The sequence below is a fragment of the Staphylococcus sp. SB1-57 genome (genome assembly GCF_017086425.1).
GTDB classification, from domain to species: Bacteria; Bacillota; Bacilli; order Staphylococcales; family Staphylococcaceae; genus Staphylococcus; species Staphylococcus warneri_A.
This window is the reverse complement of record NZ_CP070964.1, coordinates 360,973-379,865: the sequence shown is the minus strand read 5'-3', so window position 1 is coordinate 379,865 and position 18,893 is coordinate 360,973. Positions and strand designations below refer to the sequence as shown.

Annotated in this window: 18 protein-coding genes and 1 riboswitch; of the genes, 12 read left to right on the top strand and 6 right to left on the bottom strand. The window is 33.5% G+C overall.

Features of this window, described 5'->3' with window-relative positions:
* Nucleotides 1–359: 359 nt before the first annotated feature.
* A riboswitch (TPP riboswitch) is annotated at nt 360–469 on the top strand.
* A 71-nt stretch (nt 470–540) separates the two neighbouring features.
* The 7 genes from JX000_RS01760 (at nt 541) to JX000_RS01730 (ending at nt 7,175) form a co-directional block, all read left to right on the top strand.
* On the top strand, nt 541–1,131 hold the full coding sequence (locus tag JX000_RS01760) for a thiamine phosphate synthase (protein WP_002450430.1): 591 nt from the start codon (nt 541–543) through the stop codon (nt 1,129–1,131).
* The gene (thiO, locus tag JX000_RS01755) at nt 1,124–2,239 is read left to right on the top strand and encodes a glycine oxidase ThiO (RefSeq protein WP_002450431.1); all 1,116 of its coding nucleotides are present in this window, start codon (nt 1,124–1,126) and stop codon (nt 2,237–2,239) included. The genes JX000_RS01760 and thiO overlap by 8 nt, the downstream gene beginning before the upstream one ends.
* Nucleotides 2,223–2,423: a sulfur carrier protein ThiS gene (gene thiS / locus JX000_RS01750; protein ID WP_002450432.1), complete on the top strand. Its 201-nt coding sequence runs from the start codon at nt 2,223–2,225 to the stop codon at nt 2,421–2,423. Before thiO ends, thiS begins: the two co-directional genes overlap by 17 nt.
* Nucleotide 2,424: 1 nt before the next feature.
* Nucleotides 2,425–3,192: a thiazole synthase gene (locus JX000_RS01745; RefSeq protein WP_002450433.1), complete on the top strand. Its 768-nt coding sequence runs from the start codon at nt 2,425–2,427 to the stop codon at nt 3,190–3,192.
* Complete coding sequence (locus JX000_RS01740) at nt 3,192–4,190, top strand: HesA/MoeB/ThiF family protein (RefSeq protein WP_124228166.1); 999 nt, start codon at nt 3,192–3,194, stop codon at nt 4,188–4,190. The genes JX000_RS01745 and JX000_RS01740 overlap by 1 nt, the downstream gene beginning before the upstream one ends.
* A 113-nt stretch (nt 4,191–4,303) precedes the next feature.
* A complete protein-coding gene (gene uptA, locus JX000_RS01735; RefSeq protein WP_206140808.1) occupies nt 4,304–4,915 on the top strand; it encodes an undecaprenyl phosphate transporter UptA in 612 nt (203 codons plus the stop codon).
* Nucleotides 4,916–5,210: 295 nt separating this feature from the next.
* A complete protein-coding gene (locus JX000_RS01730) occupies nt 5,211–7,175 on the top strand; it encodes a fructose-1,6-bisphosphatase (protein WP_206140807.1) in 1,965 nt (654 codons plus the stop codon).
* Between the two features lie 114 nt (nt 7,176–7,289).
* Here the strand turns inward: JX000_RS01730 and JX000_RS01725 are convergent, their stop codons facing one another.
* Entirely contained in the window at nt 7,290–9,077 is a 1,788-nt protein-coding gene (locus JX000_RS01725; protein ID WP_206140806.1) for a cation:proton antiporter, read from the bottom strand.
* 321 nt (nt 9,078–9,398) lie between these two features.
* Here JX000_RS01725 and JX000_RS01720 point away from each other — a divergent pair, with 321 nt between their 5' ends.
* From JX000_RS01720 to JX000_RS01710, 3 genes are all read left to right on the top strand, one after another.
* On the top strand, nt 9,399–10,448 hold the full coding sequence (locus JX000_RS01720; protein ID WP_002450438.1) for a YkvI family membrane protein: 1,050 nt from the start codon (nt 9,399–9,401) through the stop codon (nt 10,446–10,448).
* Nucleotides 10,449–10,542: 94 nt separating this feature from the next.
* Nucleotides 10,543–11,970 (top strand): aldehyde dehydrogenase, encoded by a 1,428-nt coding sequence (gene aldA / locus JX000_RS01715; RefSeq protein ID WP_206140805.1) that lies wholly within the window; start codon nt 10,543–10,545, stop codon nt 11,968–11,970.
* Between the two features lie 514 nt (nt 11,971–12,484).
* On the top strand, nt 12,485–13,363 hold the full coding sequence (locus tag JX000_RS01710; protein ID WP_145505645.1) for a LysR family transcriptional regulator: 879 nt from the start codon (nt 12,485–12,487) through the stop codon (nt 13,361–13,363).
* 56 nt (nt 13,364–13,419) lie between these two features.
* On the opposite strand, the gene JX000_RS01705 is transcribed toward JX000_RS01710, so the two are convergent.
* Nucleotides 13,420–14,283 carry a PhzF family phenazine biosynthesis protein gene (locus tag JX000_RS01705; protein ID WP_145505648.1) on the bottom strand — a complete coding sequence of 288 codons (864 nt, stop codon included), beginning with the start codon at nt 14,281–14,283 and terminating at the stop codon, nt 13,420–13,422.
* A gap of 140 nt (nt 14,284–14,423) precedes the next feature.
* Between JX000_RS01705 and JX000_RS01700 the strand changes: the two genes are divergently transcribed.
* Nucleotides 14,424–14,729: a GNAT family N-acetyltransferase gene (locus tag JX000_RS01700; RefSeq protein ID WP_259342328.1), complete on the top strand. Its 306-nt coding sequence runs from the start codon at nt 14,424–14,426 to the stop codon at nt 14,727–14,729.
* A 138-nt stretch (nt 14,730–14,867) separates the two neighbouring features.
* On the top strand, nt 14,868–15,674 hold the full coding sequence (locus tag JX000_RS01695; protein WP_124228162.1) for a VOC family protein: 807 nt from the start codon (nt 14,868–14,870) through the stop codon (nt 15,672–15,674).
* A 40-nt stretch (nt 15,675–15,714) separates the two neighbouring features.
* On the opposite strand, the gene JX000_RS01690 is transcribed toward JX000_RS01695, so the two are convergent.
* From JX000_RS01690 to JX000_RS01675, 4 genes are all read right to left on the bottom strand, one after another.
* A complete protein-coding gene (locus JX000_RS01690) occupies nt 15,715–16,161 on the bottom strand; it encodes a TM2 domain-containing protein (protein WP_002450100.1) in 447 nt (148 codons plus the stop codon).
* Nucleotides 16,158–17,048, bottom strand: coding sequence for a helix-turn-helix transcriptional regulator (locus JX000_RS01685; protein WP_206140804.1), 891 nt, complete (start codon nt 17,046–17,048; stop codon nt 16,158–16,160). The genes JX000_RS01690 and JX000_RS01685 overlap by 4 nt, the downstream gene beginning before the upstream one ends.
* A 183-nt stretch (nt 17,049–17,231) precedes the next feature.
* Complete coding sequence (locus tag JX000_RS01680; protein ID WP_002450102.1) at nt 17,232–17,807, bottom strand: LPXTG cell wall anchor domain-containing protein; 576 nt, start codon at nt 17,805–17,807, stop codon at nt 17,232–17,234.
* Between the two features lie 74 nt (nt 17,808–17,881).
* Nucleotides 17,882–18,796, bottom strand: a complete 915-nt coding sequence (locus tag JX000_RS01675; protein WP_206140803.1) for a phosphate/phosphite/phosphonate ABC transporter substrate-binding protein — start codon at nt 18,794–18,796, stop codon at nt 17,882–17,884.
* Nucleotides 18,797–18,893 lie beyond the last annotated feature (97 nt).

The following is an 18,893-nucleotide window of genomic DNA, read 5'->3' as shown; positions in this document are numbered from 1 at the left end:
TGTTGTCGTTAAGTTTCAGAAATTCCAAATGATGACTGTTTAACTTCTAATCACACATCTATTAAATTCTTGTAGCGCTACAATTTTTATTATAATAGCACGAAATGGAAACGGTTACAATATAAAATTAAAAAAATATTCATAATTTATTCAATAAAAATTAACAATACTTACATTTAATTTTCACTATTTAAATAAGCGATTCAATTTCATTTACATCTTCATCTAAATTGATTATTTACATGTACTTATTTTTCATTAAAAGCTAATTATAGATGGTTGCCATGTTTGATACCGACACTAAAAAATAGTAAACTGTATGTAAATTGAAAGCGCTATTCCATCCATACAATTAAATATAAATCCACTGGAAGTGCCTTTGTTTAAGGCTGAGAGTAAAGATGTGACTTTATAATTCCTAGAACCTGATCCAGTTTGTACTGGCGTAGGGAAGTGGCATAGCTATGAATTTAAAGTACTCATTAGCAATTTAACGCTATTTCCCTACTATGTGGAAATAGCGTTTTTTTTGTTGAGGTGATGTATATATTTATTGCGATAACTTATTATAAAGAACTGTCATTACAGGATTTAAAGCATTTTATGACTATAGAGCCGGCCATTGATGGCTTACTCTTTAGAACGCCTATGTCTACTTTGGCGTTACAACGATTTATTACACGACTCATTGCAGTAGGATTTCCCAAAGATAAAATAATGATTCACAGTAATCTTAACTTACTCAAAGCTTTAAATTTGCAGTGTATTCATTTTAAAGAAAATGACAAACGCGCATTTTTATTAAAACAACAATATCCTGAGTTAATCGTCGGTATGTCAACGCATAATATTGAAATGGTTAAGCAATGTCATGCGCATCAATTAGATTATGTCTTTTTCGGTCATATATTCTCTACATCGTCGCACCCAGGTGAACCACCACGAACAAATCAAGAGATTCATGACGTACTCAAGATTGATATGCCTATTTATGCTATAGGCGGAATTTCCCCGTCCACCATTTCACAATTACCTACAGGATTTGATGGTCTATGTGCAATTTCATTTTTTATGACCTCTACTGTTAGTGACATTAACTCTTTAAAAAGGAAGTGGCATTCTCATGCATGATGTTCTTATTATTGGTTCCGGTGTTATAGGTATGTCGATAGCTCGACAACTAAGCCAATCACATTTAGATATTGCTATTGTAGACCGAGATATACCCGGTATGCATGCCTCTTATAAAGCTGGTGGCATGTTAGGCGCTCAAAATGAGTTCACAACTGATAGTGAATTATTTCAATTAGCAGTAGCCTCTAGGTCTTTATTCCCAGAATTAAGTGATGCCCTCTACCATGAAACTGGCATCGACATTGAATTTCAACAATCTGGATTAATTAAAATGGCATCTTCAACCAAAGACGTAGAACGGTTAACTCAACAATATGACTTCCTTAGATCCAAAGATCCTAGCGTTGAGCTACTCTCAGATGATGCGTTATTTAACCTTTCAAATGGTCATATTGAACCAACTGACTTAGCTATATATATTCCAAAAGATGGCCAAATCAACGCTAATCACTATACTAAAGCTTTATTACAATCAGTGATTCAACGAGGTGTGCATCGCTATTATCAAACAGAAGTACAACACATTCATCACAATAATGGTTATTACACAGTTACAACTCATCAAAGCGATATTCATGCTAAAAAAGTAATTGTGGCAGGTGGTGCTTGGTCTACTCAGCTATTAAAAGATTACGCTATACCAAGACAAGTGATTGGTGTTAAAGGTGAGGTATTATTAGTTGAACAACCCTCACTTAAATTAAATCATACTGTGTTCATGACAAATGGCTGCTATATCGTTCCAAAGGAAAAACATCGCTACTTAATTGGAGCGACAAGTGAATTCAACAATTATAGTGTCGGTAATAGTGAGGTTGGTATTTCATGGCTACTCAAACATGCTCAACAACGTATACCTGAGCTATCGCATAGTCATATTCTTAAACAATGGTCAGGCATAAGACCTTACACAGAACATGAATTACCTATCATGGATCAAATTGATGACGGTTTATTTATCATCACTGGTCATTATCGAAACGGTATACTGTTATCCCCTATTATCGGTCAAGATATTGCCAATTGGCTATTATCCGGAATTAAACCAGCAGGCTATTCAGCATTTAGTTTATCAAGGAGTGAGCAAAATGAAGTGTATCATTAACGGAGATTTATTTACTTTTGAACATGAAGATTCGATTACACGCATATTAGAATCCTTAGAATTAGACCCTCAACGTGTAGTAGTTGAACATAATCAATCTTTAATTAAGCAAGACGATTTTGACAATCAAATGGTCAGAGAAGATGATCGTTTAGAACTATTAGAATTTGTAGGAGGCGGATAATATGTTAAAAATAGGTCATTTAGAATTAAAATCTCGATTATTATTAGGTACAGGCAAATTCGAGGATGAAGAAACGCAATCCAAAGCAATTAAAGCAGCCGAAACAAACGTATTAACATTTGCAGTTAGACGTATGAATTTATACGATAAAAACCTTCCAAATCCACTAGCTAATGTGAACTTAAAAGATTTCATTACATTTCCAAATACTGCAGGTGCCAAAACCGCTGAAGAAGCCATTCGTATTGCAGAAATTGCAAACCACGCTGGTGTATGCGACATGATTAAAGTCGAGGTCATTGGTGATGATGAAACATTATTACCTGACCCCTTTGAAACGTATGAAGCTTGTAAAGTGCTATTAGATAAGGGGTATATCGTCTGTCCTTATATCTCTAATGATCTTGTGTTAGCTAAAAAGTTAGAAGCATTAGGTGTCCATGCGGTAATGCCATTAGCGTCACCTATTGGTACAGGTAGAGGGATCAATAATCCACTTAATCTAAGTTATATTATTCAAAATGCTAACGTCCCTGTCATTGTAGATGCCGGTATTGGTTCACCCAAAGATGCCTGTCAAGCGATGGAATTGGGTGCAGATGCTATTCTATTAAATACGGCTATATCTGCAGCTAAGGATCCTATTAAAATGGCCGAAGCTATGAAATTAGGAATTCAAGCAGGTAGACTGTCATATGAAGCTGGTCGTATTCCTGTTAAATATACAGCACAAGCATCAAGTCCTACAGAAGGTTTAGGCTTCTTATAATGTCACGCTATGAAAGACAAACACGCTTTCAACCTTTTGGAGAAGCAGGACAGGCTCAATTAGAGCAAACCAAAATCATGATACTTGGTGCTGGTGCATTAGGCAGTCATATGGTAGACCAATTAGCACGCATGGGCGCGCATCAACTAGCAGTCGTTGATATGGATATTGTGGAATTATCCAATTTACACCGCCAAACTTTGTATGATGAGCAAGATGCACAACATATGACATCTAAAGTTGAGGCACTTAAACAGAAAGTCTTTAACATTAATCAACATGTACAATTAAAGGCTTATCACCAAGAATTGTTGTCTACAAATATCGAAGATATCATTAAAGACTTTCAACCAGACATTATTTTAGATGGTATGGATCATTTTAAAATACGTTATTTAATTAATGAAGTGTGCCATAAATTAAATATTCCTTGGATTTATGGTGCAGCTGTCGGTAGCAAAGGCACCGTTTATGGCATTGATTTTACTGGTCCTTGCCTTAAATGTTTATTACAACAAGTACCTCAAACTGGTGAAAGTTGTGCTATCAATGGCGTCTTGCCACCTATCGTTTCGATTGTAGCAAGTTACGAAGTGGCTGAAGCTATACGTTATATTAGTGGATATGGGTTTTCCCAACAATTAATCACATTAGATGCATTTAACATTCAACATCAATCATTAAATATACGTCAATTAAAGGATGATCAATGTCCAGTATGTCATTTTCAAAAATATGACATATTAAATGATAAACTGAATCATACAATCGAACCATTGTGTGGAGATGCAGTCAGATTTAGATTGCCTGCCCACAGTTTCGATTATGCATCAGATTTCCCAGGACATATGATTAAATCCACACCATTTGCTAAATTAATCCAACACAAGGATTTGGCATTCACACTATTCAAAGATGGCCGTATGAATGTACATGGTATTACAGAAGAGACAGATGTTCATGAACTTTATCATCAACTTTTAAAATCAATAAAATGACAAATTGACTCCCCTTTTACAAGCATTTACGTATTATTTTTATTATAATGGTTTTACCAAACTATATTACTTAAGTCATATGCTTCAATGCATAAAGGAGTCTATTCACATAAATGGAACAAATTATAACGAATTTTATTAGTCAGTGGGGATACACAGCTATCTTTATTCTCATCTTGTTAGAGAATGTATTACCTGTAGTCCCTTCGGAAATTATTTTAACCTTTGCTGGTTTACTATCAGTTCAATCTCATCTATCCATTTGGACGTTATTAATCATTGCGACGATTGCGTCATTTATCGGATTATTAATTCTATATTATATTTGTCGTCTTATTTCAAAAGAAAAGCTATATCACTTTGTCGATCGTCATGGTAAATGGATGAAATTAAAAAGTAGTGATTTAAAACGTGCGAATGACTGGTTTAAACGATACGGTGCCTGGGCAGTATTACTTTGCCGCTTTATACCAGTATTACGTGTATTAATTACTATTCCTGCAGGTATCAACCGTATGAATATTGTGAAGTTCACATCACTTTCACTTCTTGGTACAACGATTTGGAACTTCGCATTAATTTTACTAGGTCGCCTATTAAGTGATAGCTTTGGCGCCCTTATGAATGGTATCCATACGTATTCTAGAATAATGTATGTCATTATCATCATCGCCGTTATTTACTTTGTCATCAGATACTTTGTCAAACGTAAACGCGTAAAATAATTAAATATATCACATGCCAACATTGTGCGCGCACAATGTTGGCTTTTTTGTGTTCTTCTGACTTTTTAATGAACAATGCTTATTCCTTATAGCTTTAATCACATTTTTTAGAAATGGGTACTATTGCTATTTCTAATGTTTGATATTATGACGTTATTTCTAAATTTAAAAATATCTTTTCAATTAAAGCTTTGCTATTGAAAATTGTTATATTTTTATTGATAATCAAATGTAAGCGCATTAATAATTGTAATAACTGGCTTTGAGCGGAATTTATAAATAGGAGTGACAAGACATGACACATATTACAGAAAATGAACTTAAGAAGAAATACTTAGACTTACTATCTCAACGATTTGATAGTGCTGAAAAGTTAGCAACTGAAATTATTAATTTAGAGTCAATCCTAGAGCTTCCAAAAGGTACTGAACACTTTGTAAGTGATTTACACGGTGAATATGAATCATTCCAACATGTTTTAAGAAATGGCTCTGGTAATGTAAGAGCTAAAATCAATGATATATTTGGCGAGTCGCTAAGCGAAAAAGAAATTAATGATTTAGCCGCCCTTGTCTATTATCCAGAAGACAAACTCAAACTCGTTAAAAATCAATTCAATGCCAAAGGGCAACTTAACGTTTGGTATATTACGACCATTGAACGTTTAATTGAGTTAATCAAATATTGTTCTTCAAAATATACACGTTCTAAACTTCGCAAAGCTTTACCAGAACAATTCGTCTATATTATTGAGGAGCTACTATATAAAAATAATGAATATCAAAATAAAAAGACGTATTATGAAACATTAGTCAATCAAGTCATCGAGTTAGAACAATCAGATGATTTAATCATTGGTCTCTCTTACACAGTACAACGCCTCGTTGTGGACCATTTACATGTTGTTGGTGATATTTATGATCGTGGTCCTAAACCCGATAAAATCATGGATACATTGATTAATTACCATTCTGTAGATATTCAATGGGGAAATCATGATGTGCTTTGGATTGGTGCCTATGCAGGTTCTAAAGTATGCCTTGCTAATTTACTTAGAATCTGTGCGCGTTATGACAATCTAGATATTATTGAAGATGCATATGGTATCAACTTAAGACCGTTACTTACTTTAGCTGAGAAATATTACAGTGGTGATAACCCTGCTTTCAAACCTAAAAAGCGTCCAGATAAAGAAGCAAGTTTAACACAACGAGAAGAACATCAAATTACTAAGATTCATCAAGCCATTGCGATGATTCAATTCAAACTTGAAATGCCAATCATTAAGCGTCGCCCATCATTTGAAATGGAAGAACGTTTAGTGCTAGAAAAAATCGATTTCGACAACAATGAAATCACTGTTTACGGTAAGACATATCCATTGAAAGATACATGTTTCCAAACGATTGATCGCCAACATCCTGAAGTCTTACTGGAAGAAGAACAAGAAGTCATCGACAAATTACTATTATCATTCCAACAATCTGAGAAATTACGTCGTCACATGTCATTCTTAATGCGAGAAGGTAAATTATATTTACCATACAATGGCAATTTACTTATACATGGTTGTATCCCTGTAGATGAAAATGGTGAAATTGAATCATTTGAAATTGACGGGGAAATGCATAGTGGACGTGAGCTATTAGATGTCTTTGAATATCATGTAAGAAAAGCTTTCGATGACAAAGACGTCACTGATGATTTATCTACGGATTTAGTATGGTATTTATGGACGGGCAAATATTCTTCATTATTTGGTAAACGCGCTATGACTACATTTGAGCGTTACTTCATTGAAGATAAGGCATCTCACAAAGAAGTGAAAAATCCTTACTACTACCTTCGTGAAGATGTAGATATGATTCGTAAAATGTTAAGTGACTTTGGCTTAAATCCAGACGAAGGTCGTATCATTAATGGACATACGCCAGTAAAAGAAATTGATGGTGAAGACCCAATCAAGGCGGATGGTAAAATGTTAGTTATTGACGGTGGTTTTTCAAAAGCATATCAATCAACCACTGGCATAGCAGGCTATACATTATTATATAATTCCTTTGGTATGCAATTGGTAGCGCACCAAGAATTCAATACAAAAGAAAAAGTACTGTCAGATGGTACTGATGAATTATCAGTCAAACGTGTTGTAGATGAAGAACTCACACGTAAAAAGATCAAAGATACGAATGTTGGCCAAAAATTACAATCACAAATCGATATTCTCAAAATATTAATGCATGACCGTTATTTAAAATAAACAATAAATGACTACACATAAATAATCCCCTCACTACGCGTTTTAGTGAGGGGATTATTGTCATGATACAAAATGTTTCAACTCATTGTTTCATATTACTTATAAAATACATTTTTAGTCATTATACACATTTTTCAAAATACCATAAACTCCGTGGTCTTCTTTTGGTAATGTGCGTTGACTGCGTTTAAATGTCACTTTTTTACTTTCACTAATATAATAAATTAACATATCTTTATGAGTAATGTCATCGTATCTTTCTGCTGGCACTTCAATAATATTATGTTGTGTTATATATTGGTCAAACCATCTTGGTGTATGGTTCTCATCGAATAATATATGATTACGAATTGGGCCATTCATATTATTGCGGGCTTGTTCATCATTGAATGATACTGGCATCATATCAACGTTATTCAAACCAAACTCTGGTACAAGTTCATTAAATGCTAAACTATTAAAAATAAAGGACTTCGTCATTAAGATACATTTGTTATATCTTAATAAATCTGAATATATTCGATCATTACTGGATAATAAGTTGCCTTTAAAGACTTCAAATCCCTCTTGATGTGCTTTTTCAGACGTATTCTCAAATAAGTTAAACATCATCACTGGGATACCGTGTTCTTTAAGCATGCTACCTATGTGGAATGAAAATTCACTTTCACCAACAATAATCACACCAGGTGGTTCATTACTAGCAACACCTAATAATTTACTTAATGGTGTAAAGCTAAATCCATAAATCACAACGGTAATAAATACTAATCCAAATGTTACTGGTGTGATATATTGCGCCATTTTAACGCCATCATCCATAAATAAACTTGAGAAGAATTGCGCTACTGTTAATACTACAATCCCTCTTGGTGCCATTAAGGCTACACTTGCTCGCTCCCATTTTGATATTTCAGTTCTAAATGTAGAGACAATAACGGATATCGGTCTTACAAGTAAAATCATCACAATACTAAACACCACGAGTTGCCATGAAAGTACATTTAATAAAACATCTTTCGTTAATGATGATGTGATTAATATAAATACAGTCGATACAAGTATAGATGATGCATTCTCAATGAAATGATCTGATTCTTTAAACATTAAGTCATGACGTTTATTACGTGCCATCATCAATCCAAAAATAGTGACAGAAAGTAATCCAGATTCAGCTAAGATTTCATCACAAATACTAAAAATTAATAATATAAATACGAGTTGAATCGGTGGCATTAAACTTTGTGGAATTAAATCGTGTTTTATTAGCCAATTGAATAGGAAAGACGCGCCAAATCCAATAATAATAACGCATACGATTTTCAAGAAAAATTGCACAATCACTAAAAAGCTAATACCATCATCGATAATTTGGAACACATAAAAGGCTGTCAATGCTAACATTGGCCCTATCGGATCTAAAATAATACTTTCCCAACGTAGTATCGAATCCACATTTTTCTTCACTTTAGCTTGTTTTAATAGTGGTTGAATCACAGTTGGACCTGTAATTAAAAACAAACCACCCATCACTAGTGACACTGATAATGGAAAGTCTAAAATGTAATGTAAGGCCACTGCACCTAAAATCCATGCAATTGCTGCTCCTACTGTAATCATTCTAATAACCGCTTTAGAAATACCTCTAAGTTCTCTAAAGTCTAAGTTACTACTTCCTTCAAATAAAATAATCGCTACAGCGAGCGATACGATAGGACTAAAGACATCTGCCCCCATTGCTTCTTTCGGATTTGCAAAGCCTAGCACTGGACCTACTAATAACCCTACGATGGCCATCACAACAATCGATGGCCACTTAATTTTATTTGCTAACCATTGACTAAAAATACCTAACGCTAAAAATACAACAATCATTAACATTAAAGGTAAATCAAATATCATAACTACACCTTCTTCAATAATTACGCTTACTTCACTTAAAAAATTCAATATTGGATAATACTATCAAAGTATTTATGTGAATGCATTACTCTTACTTAAAATTCTATAGTTTCTCATCTGTCTTCGCTACCGCTTCGCTTTTATTTTATTATCTTTGTCACATGATTAGTACACCATGTTCATACAATCGTCCATATAAGATGTACTGAGGTGTTTATTTTTTATGCTAATTCGTCTAAAATAAAAAGATACGCATTTTCATGATAAAAAAATTTAAAATTATTATAAAATCAATTTCGACATGAAGGGATAAGAACGACAATGAAAATTTTTAAAGAATCCATCATCGTGGCGTTTGCATTTGTAGGCGTCGTCGTAGGTGCAGGATTTGCGACTGGTCAAGAAATCTTTCAATTCTTTACGAGTCATGGCATATATAGTCTCGGCGGTATTGCTATCACAGGTGCTATTATCACAGTTGGCGGTATTTTAGTCTTAAAAACAGGCTATCGATTACATTCAGGTAATCATTCTGAATCCGTCCATTACTACCTACATCCAACAATTGCTAAAGTATTTGACTTAATATTAACCGTCTTTTTATTTTCTTTAGCGATCATTATGACAGCAGGTGGTGCATCCACAATACACGAAAGCTTTGGACTACCCTATTGGCTAAGTTCACTGCTACTAGTCATATTAATACTATTAACATTATTGTTAAAATTTGATCGCCTTATTGCAGTCTTAGGTGGTGTCACACCATTTCTAGTTGCGATCGTAACAATGATTGCAATTTATTACTTTGCATCAGGACACCTTAACTTTGAAGCAGCCAATCATTATGCACATCATCATCCATCTATGACACCAGGTTGGTGGTTTGATGGCATCAATTATGCTAGCTTACAAATAGCTGCTGCATTTAGTTTCTTCTCCGTGATGGGTGGTAGATTAAAATATCGTCAATCTGCAACATACGGTGGTTTAATAGGCGGTTTAATCATTACATTTTTACTATTAATGATTAATTTAGGTTTAGTTACAGAATTTGACCAAATTAAGGATGTCGCACTCCCTTCTTTATTATTAGCTAAAAATATTTCACCTTCGATTGGCCTTATCATGTCAGTCATCATGATTTTAGTGATATACAATACCGTTGTTGGCCTTATGTATGCTTTTGCTGCTCGATTTAGTACACCTTTTACAAAGAAATACTTTATATTAATTATTTCGATGGCAATCGTGACTTTCATATGTACCTTTGTCGGTTTCATTTCACTTATTGGTAAAGTCTTCCCTATCATGGGATTATTTGGTTTTATTCTATTGATTCCTATATTTTATAAAGGCTTAAAAAAACATTAATTATTGCAATGACAGGTTGGCATATTTCCGTGCCGACCTTTTTTATATTTAATCATCGATAGTTTAGGGAATATAAGTTGTGGAGGTGTTTGAGATGACGAATCAATTATTTATTAATAACGAATTTATTGAAAGTAACTCGAATGAGACGATGGATGTGATTAATCCAGCTACTGGAGAAAAGATAGATACCATCACATTCGCGACAAAGGATGAAGTCAATCAAGCTATCGAAAAATCGAAACAAGCACAATTAGAATGGGAAAAAATCCCACAACCTACCCGTGCCGAATATGTTAAATTGCTTATTCCTCTATTTGAACAAAATAAAGATGAGCTAGCTCAATTATACGTTAAAGAACAGGGTAAAACATTAGCTGAAGCTCAAGGCGAAATCGATAAATCCATTCAATTTATTGATTATATGACCAGTTTAAGTATGAGTAATAAAGGCGAAGTATTACAAAATAGTGTAGAAAACGAAACAATCCAACTCACTAAAAAACCTATTGGTGTCACAGCTGGCATTGTGCCTTGGAATGCACCTATCTTAGTATTACTACGTAAAGTCATACCTGCTATCGTAACAGGTTGTTCTGTTATCATTAAACCAAGCGAAGAAACAACGTTACTCACATTACGTTTAGCTCAACTATTAAAGGCATCTACCATTCCTGCAGGACTAGTTCAAATTGTACCAGGCACAGGAGAGACAGTAGGGACTCAATTAGCACGACATAAGGATATTCAACTTATCTCACTAACTGGTAGTATGCGTGCTGGTAAAGCTGTATTCGAAAATGCAGCAAGCACAGTTAAAAAAGTCAATTTAGAGCTTGGTGGCAATGCACCAGTGATTGTTACGCCAAATGCTAATATAGATAAAGCTGTAGAATATATTGTCACTGCACGTATTAAAAATGCAGGACAAGTATGTACATGCCCTGAACGAATTTTTGTGCATGAAGATATCCACGATACATTTGTAGATAAAGTCACAGAAAAAATGAAATCTCTTACAGTCGGCGATCCATTAGATGATAAAACTGACTTCGGTGCGATCATCAATGAAACCCAATTAAACAGTATTGATGAAAAAGTACAAGAAGCAGTGCAAAATGGCGCTAAACTTGTATTAGGTGGTCATAAACTAGATCGTCCTGGTTACTTCTATGCACCAACAGTACTTGATCATGTTAAACAAACAGACGCTGTCTTTAAAGAAGAAATATTCGGACCTGTTTTAGCTATCACAACTTATCAAAACTTTGAGCAAGTCATTGATGATGCTAATGACACTAATGCAGGACTATCTTCATATATCTTTTCTAATGATTTATCAGAAGTCATGACAGCTACGGAACGACTCAAATTTGGTGAAGTATATGCCAATTGTGAAGCAGAAGAAGTCGTGAATGGCTATCATGCCGGTTGGAGAGAATCTGGTCTTGGTGGTGCCGATGGTATTCATGGTTTTGAGGAATATTACAACACGACAGTGTCTTATATTAGATATCAATAATAGTTCATGAGCACATCAATATGTGCTCTTTTTATATAACATCATATTCAATTACATATCTTAATTCTTTGCAATTTGCACAGTTCTAATATCTGTAATAAGATTTTTAATAAAGGTATAATGTAATTATATTAATTATCACAACAAACAAATCAAACAAATGATCTATGAATCAAATAACTGAGGTTGAGACATAAAGTTTTTGTGCTTTGGGAAACCGATTAACGGCGTCCCAAAAACAGGATGATCGGCAGAAGGGACCCAACATAGAGAAATTGGCATTCCAATTTCTGCAAATAATGCAAGTTGGGCAAACACTCATGATTCGTCAAAATTTGGAAAACAATTCAAATGAAAAAACTCAACTATTGAGTTTGTAAGAACTACTAACCTATGAATAAGGAAGTAGTTCTTTATCATCGTTCGGTTCTGCTCAAATCCTAAACGATTTTGTCCCGACCTCTTATTTAAAACGTATCTTAACATTTTCAATTCATCTTAAAGGAGGTCCTACATGGAGTTATTACATTTAAAATATTTTACTTACGTTGCCGAGTATTTAAACTATACCGTAGCAGCACAAAAGTTATACATTAGCCAACCTGCACTTAGTATGACCATTAAAAAATTAGAAAATGAATTAAATACACAGTTATTTATTAAAAAAGGACGTAGCATTCAATTAACAGATAGTGGTCAACTTCTACTTGAGTCTGCGCATACTATTTTCAATGAATTAAGCCAAGTCACTGATATCATTCATGAAAATGAATCAATGCGTCTACATACTGTTCGTTTTGCTACATCTAGTAGTCGATTTATGATGACAATATTTGACCAATTTATTGATCAGTATCCAGATAATAACTTTAATATTGATATTATTAGTAACAGTGAAATGATTCAGAAATTATTGTTTCAACACATTCACTTTACATTAAATACGATGGCGCTGACTCATCCTCATATTCATTGTAAACAAATTATTACTGAAGATATTGTACTTACATATCCTAAATATTTAGATGGCCAACACATTGATTTACGTGATCCTGATTTGTATAAATCATTTTTATTTTCTTCTCAAAATACGGAATTTAATCGTATGTTTAAAGAAGTCTTGTCCTATAAACATATATCCGTCGATAATGAAAACTATGTAGACGATCACTTTATATCTTCAGTATTATCAAAACGAAACAACTTTTCCTTTCTTCCTATTTCATCATGTAGAGACCTCAACTTACCTTATATCGAAGATGAAGAGTTTATTTTCAATCAACCTATTTATCTTTCAACTTTAAAGGATATGACCCTCAATCCCGCAAACGAAGCCTTTTTCAAATATATTGAAAACTATTTAATCGAACATGAAAGCTACTTTAAAATATAAAAATAATGGTGAATTAAAACAAATTGCCTCATGTCTGTTTCAATTCACCATTTTTATTATTTATTTTCTTTTACAGTAATATAACCTTCTATGATTATATTCGAGTGTCCCCCGATTTTTAAAGGCTGCTCTTGTTTTATATTAATTTTCCCATTTCTGCCGATACAACAACCTTGAGTATTGGTATATTCATTATCTTTTACTAAATCATATCGTTCAACCATCACTGCGACACAACCATTACCACTGCCACAAACTGGATCTTCATTCACCCCTTCATTAGGCGCAAAAGAACGAACCTCAAATTGAGCGTCGTCTTCAGAGTCATACGAACCAAATACGGTAACACCTGTCGTACCTGGATAAATAAACTGACGCATTAATTCAAATTTAGGCTGTAAATCCTTTACAATTTGTGCATCTTTCAATTGTAATGTTAACCATTCAGCACCTATATTCACCTTTTCAGCTCTTTTGATGTCTTGGTTTGTAATGTCTAAACTTTTAACAATACCGTCTAATTGTTCCACATCTATTTGAGAAACTTTTGGTTCAGGAAGACTAAAGAATGTTTTACCTTGATCTATATCTATTTTCACTAAACCAACGCCACTCTCTTGCATTAAATAATGCTCATGTTTCGGGAGCATACCATTTTGCAATACCGCAAACGATGCCCCTACTGTGGGATGTCCTGCAAACGGCAGTTCATTATTAGGCGTAAAAATACGTAAACGATAATCTGCCAATTCATTGTCTGGCTGGCACACAAATGTCGTTTCAGATAGATTCGTCCATCTTGCAATATCTTGCATTTGTCGATCCGTTAAATAATCCGCTCCAAATACAACCGCTACAGGGTTCCCTTTATAATCATCATTCGCAAAAACATCCACTTGCATATATTTTAACTGTGTCATAACATCTCCACCTTAGACTTTTAATTAAACTCAGATTAGCAATATTATTAAATGATGTAAACGACCAATAATCGTGCTTTATGTTGTATTACGTATGTTAATATGTTTATCCTTTCCATTTAGTGATAAATATATACTATATATTCAAAAAGGAGCGATGCTTCATGGCTGAAGAAATTAAACAAGGCAATCAAAAATTTTATGTAGGTGACGATGAAAATAATGCACAGGCCGTTATTACCTTTAAATCTGTAGATAATAACGAAATTGATATTGATCATACTGGTGTTGCCGACGAACTTGGTGGTCAAGGCTTAGGTAAAAAATTAGTATATAAAGTTGTAGATTACGCACGTGAAAATAATTTAAAAATCATTGCATCTTGCCCATTTGCTAAAGCTGTTCTTGAAAAAGATGAACAAGTACAAGATGTATATTTAGGCTAATACTGAAGAATTCTCAAATAGATGTGGGATAATGACGCTATTTACATTATCCCACATCTTTTTTTGAAAGTTTTACTTGAATATACTTTTTATACTTGTTATAATAAATATATTAAAAAGAAAAGCGGGGATTCAAAAATGGCATTTCATGACACTACTGCAACACAAATCACAAATATCAATTTAAACGTTAAAGACTTAGATACAATGATGACTTATTATACAAATATTCTTGGATTTAAAGTTATATCTCAAACAGAAGATAAAGCGGTTCTAGGTATTGGCAACAGCGGTCATACACTTACGATGAATGTGCTCAAAGATGGCAGACAACCTGCCGCTTCAGAAGCTGGTTTATTCCATATTGCTTATCTATTACCAACAGATACAGATTTAGCAAACTTTCTATACTTCGTAGCAAATAAAGGAATGCGTATCGGAGCAGGCGATCACCTTGTGAGCCAAGCCTTTTATTTCAACGACCCAGAAGGTAATGGTATTGAAGTATATAGCGACCGCCCAAGTGAAGGTTGGACTTGGAATGATGGCTTCGTCAAAATGGATACATTAGAAGTTGATGGTCCTAAATTATTATTAGAAAGAACCGAAGATGGTTGGGACGGCATGCCTGATAATGCTAAAATTGGACATCTTCATTTAAAAACACATCATATTGAAGAAGCTAAAGATTTTTATATTAACCAAATTGGGTTCCAACATATATCTAAATTACCTCAAGCCTTATTTATGTCTACCAATCAATATCATCATCATTTAGCAACTAACACTTGGCAATCAAGTAAAAAACGCGAAGATAATGACAATAGTTATGGCTTAACTGGCTTTGATATTTATAAACCAAATCATAGTGAAGAGACATTAACTTCACCTGAAGGATTAACTGTACACTTGCACTCAGATCAAACTAAAGTACCCCAAGCATAATAAAAAGGTAGGACACATGTCCTACCTTTTTTGTTACGCTTTATTGATTTTGATTAAATTGTTGATTAGTTCCCTCTTCATTTACCCCTTGATTAAAGTGTTGTTGTCCATTTTGTTGTTGAGCTTGATTATATTGACCTTGTTGTGCATATTGGTCTTGATATGGATTATAGTTGTGATTTGAATTGTGATTCATCATTGATACTTCTTCTGTCGCATGGCGTCTAACCTTTTCCTTATTTTCCTCAATCATCCCCGGAATAAGACAAGCATCGATAATGAGCCAGATAATGGTTGGAATACCGAATGTAAACCATGCTGTCACTAATGTTAAAATTAATAACCCTACTGCTGAGCCGGTCTTACCTAGATAAAAACGATGTCCCCCTAATCCACCTAAGAAAAACCATAAAATATACGCTACACTCGTTTGCTTAGACCGATTGGTCACTTGATTCTCGATATAATTCTTTTCTTCTAAATTCATAAATGTAATCTCCCATTAATTAGTATATTGCTTTTAATTACTTCTAAACGATTAACAAATTGATCGATTAATTGTTGTGGTCCTAACATTCTTGCTAAGGGAGCTAATTGATAGGATATGTAAAATGCATCTAAATCGGTACAATTCACTTCTACGATTAACGTATCTTCACGTTCTTCAATCATGTTTTGAATTGAAAATTGTTGCTTAAATTGTTCCCAAATTTGTTTATTAATTTCAAATGTGATAGGTGTCTTCGTATGAACATGATTAAAATGTGATTCTAATACATTGATATCGCTTATCGAACGTACAGAAATTGTTGATACTTCCTTTTTATATTCGTACGTTAACCAATAGTCATAATGCATGTACATTAGAGATAATGGTTTGATTACAATTTTGTCGTTTTGACCCTCGATTTGAAATCTAACATTGCGTTGTTGTGTAATTGCCCTTTGTAAAGTCATTAATTGATATCCTGGCAATGATTCTTCTCTTACATTAAAATGATTTAACACTGACTTCAACACTTTCTGATTTTCTACATTTTGGCTATTAATTTCCCTCTCGAATAAGTTAAAAATTTCCTTGTGTAGTGTTGGTGTTAAACTTTTAATCTTAATCAATAAACTTATGAGTCGTAAGCTTTTTTGATTATATGCGTCATTAATTAACTGATATCCATTAAGACGTCGATTATAAATCACTTTTGTTTGTTGAAATCTCCAAAAATCACTTTCATAAAAAAATAAATTGATCGTATTTATATCTCTTTGAATGGATTTTGAACTCACATCTGTTAAGTCTGTTAAATCGGACGTAAGCACAACATTTTCATTTATTAATCGAGTAAATAAATTGAGTACACGGGTCGCTTTATCCAAAACAATCAACTCCTAGTAAAATTATAAGAAATGCTATGGACATATATTGTCTGTTTAATCTATTTTTCTAAAAAATGATATAAAAATGAGAGGAAAGTCGTGCTACTTGATTCTTTAAGAACAAAGTATGGCGACCATTCCTCTATATCATTCCATTTATTTCAATGATTGAAGTAATAATACTTATGCTTGTTGCTTAAATTTGCGGCTAATCAATAACACGGCACTACCGATGATGCCCAAAATACTACTTAACATAACACCGCTATTTGAAGTTTGTTGTCCAGTTTCTGGTAATGCAGTTGCTTGGCTTGATTGCTCTTGTTGTTGATGAGCATTAGCAACAGTTTGTGTTGTTGTTGACTGATGATTCATGTTTGTATTATTTTGGTCAGATTGTTGTGAACCATTTTCGACATCAGTTTGTGAAATGAAGTATTCTTTACCATCATATTTAGTCATGAAATATAATTTACCTTCACTAGTTAACCTATAAGTATAAGCACCCTCATCAGGTGATGAAATGATATAATCATCCCCCTTTTTTTGAGTTGTATATGATTGGTTATATCCTAAATCACTTGATAATCCAGGTGAAAAGCTAGCTTTTTTTGCTTGATCATTTATTGTAGCTTTATTCGCGATATCCTTTGCATTATTGACATTAAGTTGTTCTGCAGCATGTGCTTGTCCAGTTAACACACCTGTCGCTAAAACTGTTCCTGCTAGTGTTGTTGCAATTAATCCTTTTTTCATCATCCATGACCTCCATTTGTTTAATACGCTTACAGTTTAATCAATTCAGTGGTCATGTAATGTCCTTTTGTTCAAATTTATTTATTTTCTATTTTCTGTCTATATTCTCTCACTTTATCAAAGTCTTTATCATGTGCTTTTTCATAGCCTTCATGTCCATAAATCTCACTAATTACTTTTTTACCTTTATTCGTTTCACTAATATGCATAAACGCTTTACTTATTTTATCCTTCCAAGATGGGCTCATGTCACTTCTAGCTGAAATAGTATCATTCGGAATCTTGTCACTATGGTAAATGACTTTAGTATCTTGATATATTTGAGGATAATCTTTTTTCAAGTCTGCACGTGCATCTTGATATGTAGCAACTGCATCCACATCGTTATTTAATAACGCAATTAAAGCTTGATCGTAACCTTTGATTTGTTTCGTGTGAATGTCATTAAGCGAGACGCCTTTATCTTTTAAGCTTGCCAACGGGTAAATATAGCCCGATGTCGATTCAACATCCTGTAGACCTACCTTTTTATGTTTTAAATCTTTTAAATCCTTCATATAACTATCTTTCTTAACTACAATTTGTGAGCGATAGTAATCAACAAGCTTATTCGTTTTATTACCTTTTTTGTCTACCAAATAGCCCTTAGATTTTAAAAGTACATCGGCAGCACCTTGATCATGTGCAATGGTATATGACACGGGTGATATAAAGGCGACATCAACTTTTTTCGATTTTAATGCTTCAACCATGGTATTGTAGTTCGTTGAAATATGTACTTTTACTGGAATGCCTAATTCTTTAGAGAGTAATTTTTGTAATGGTTTCACTTTTGCATTGAGTGTCTCGCTATGTTGAGATGGAACAAATTCTACGTTTAACACTTCGGGTTTATAATCTTTCTTTTGAGTTTGTTGTTTAGATTGACTACAACCAACCAGTATTAGTATTAACGATATAGACATTAATACTAATATAATCATTTTTTTCATTTTTCACTTTACTCCATAATCCATATTAATATATAAATATATTAATTGTATTATACATTATCATTAATTAAATATGTGATATTATCAAAAATTTAAC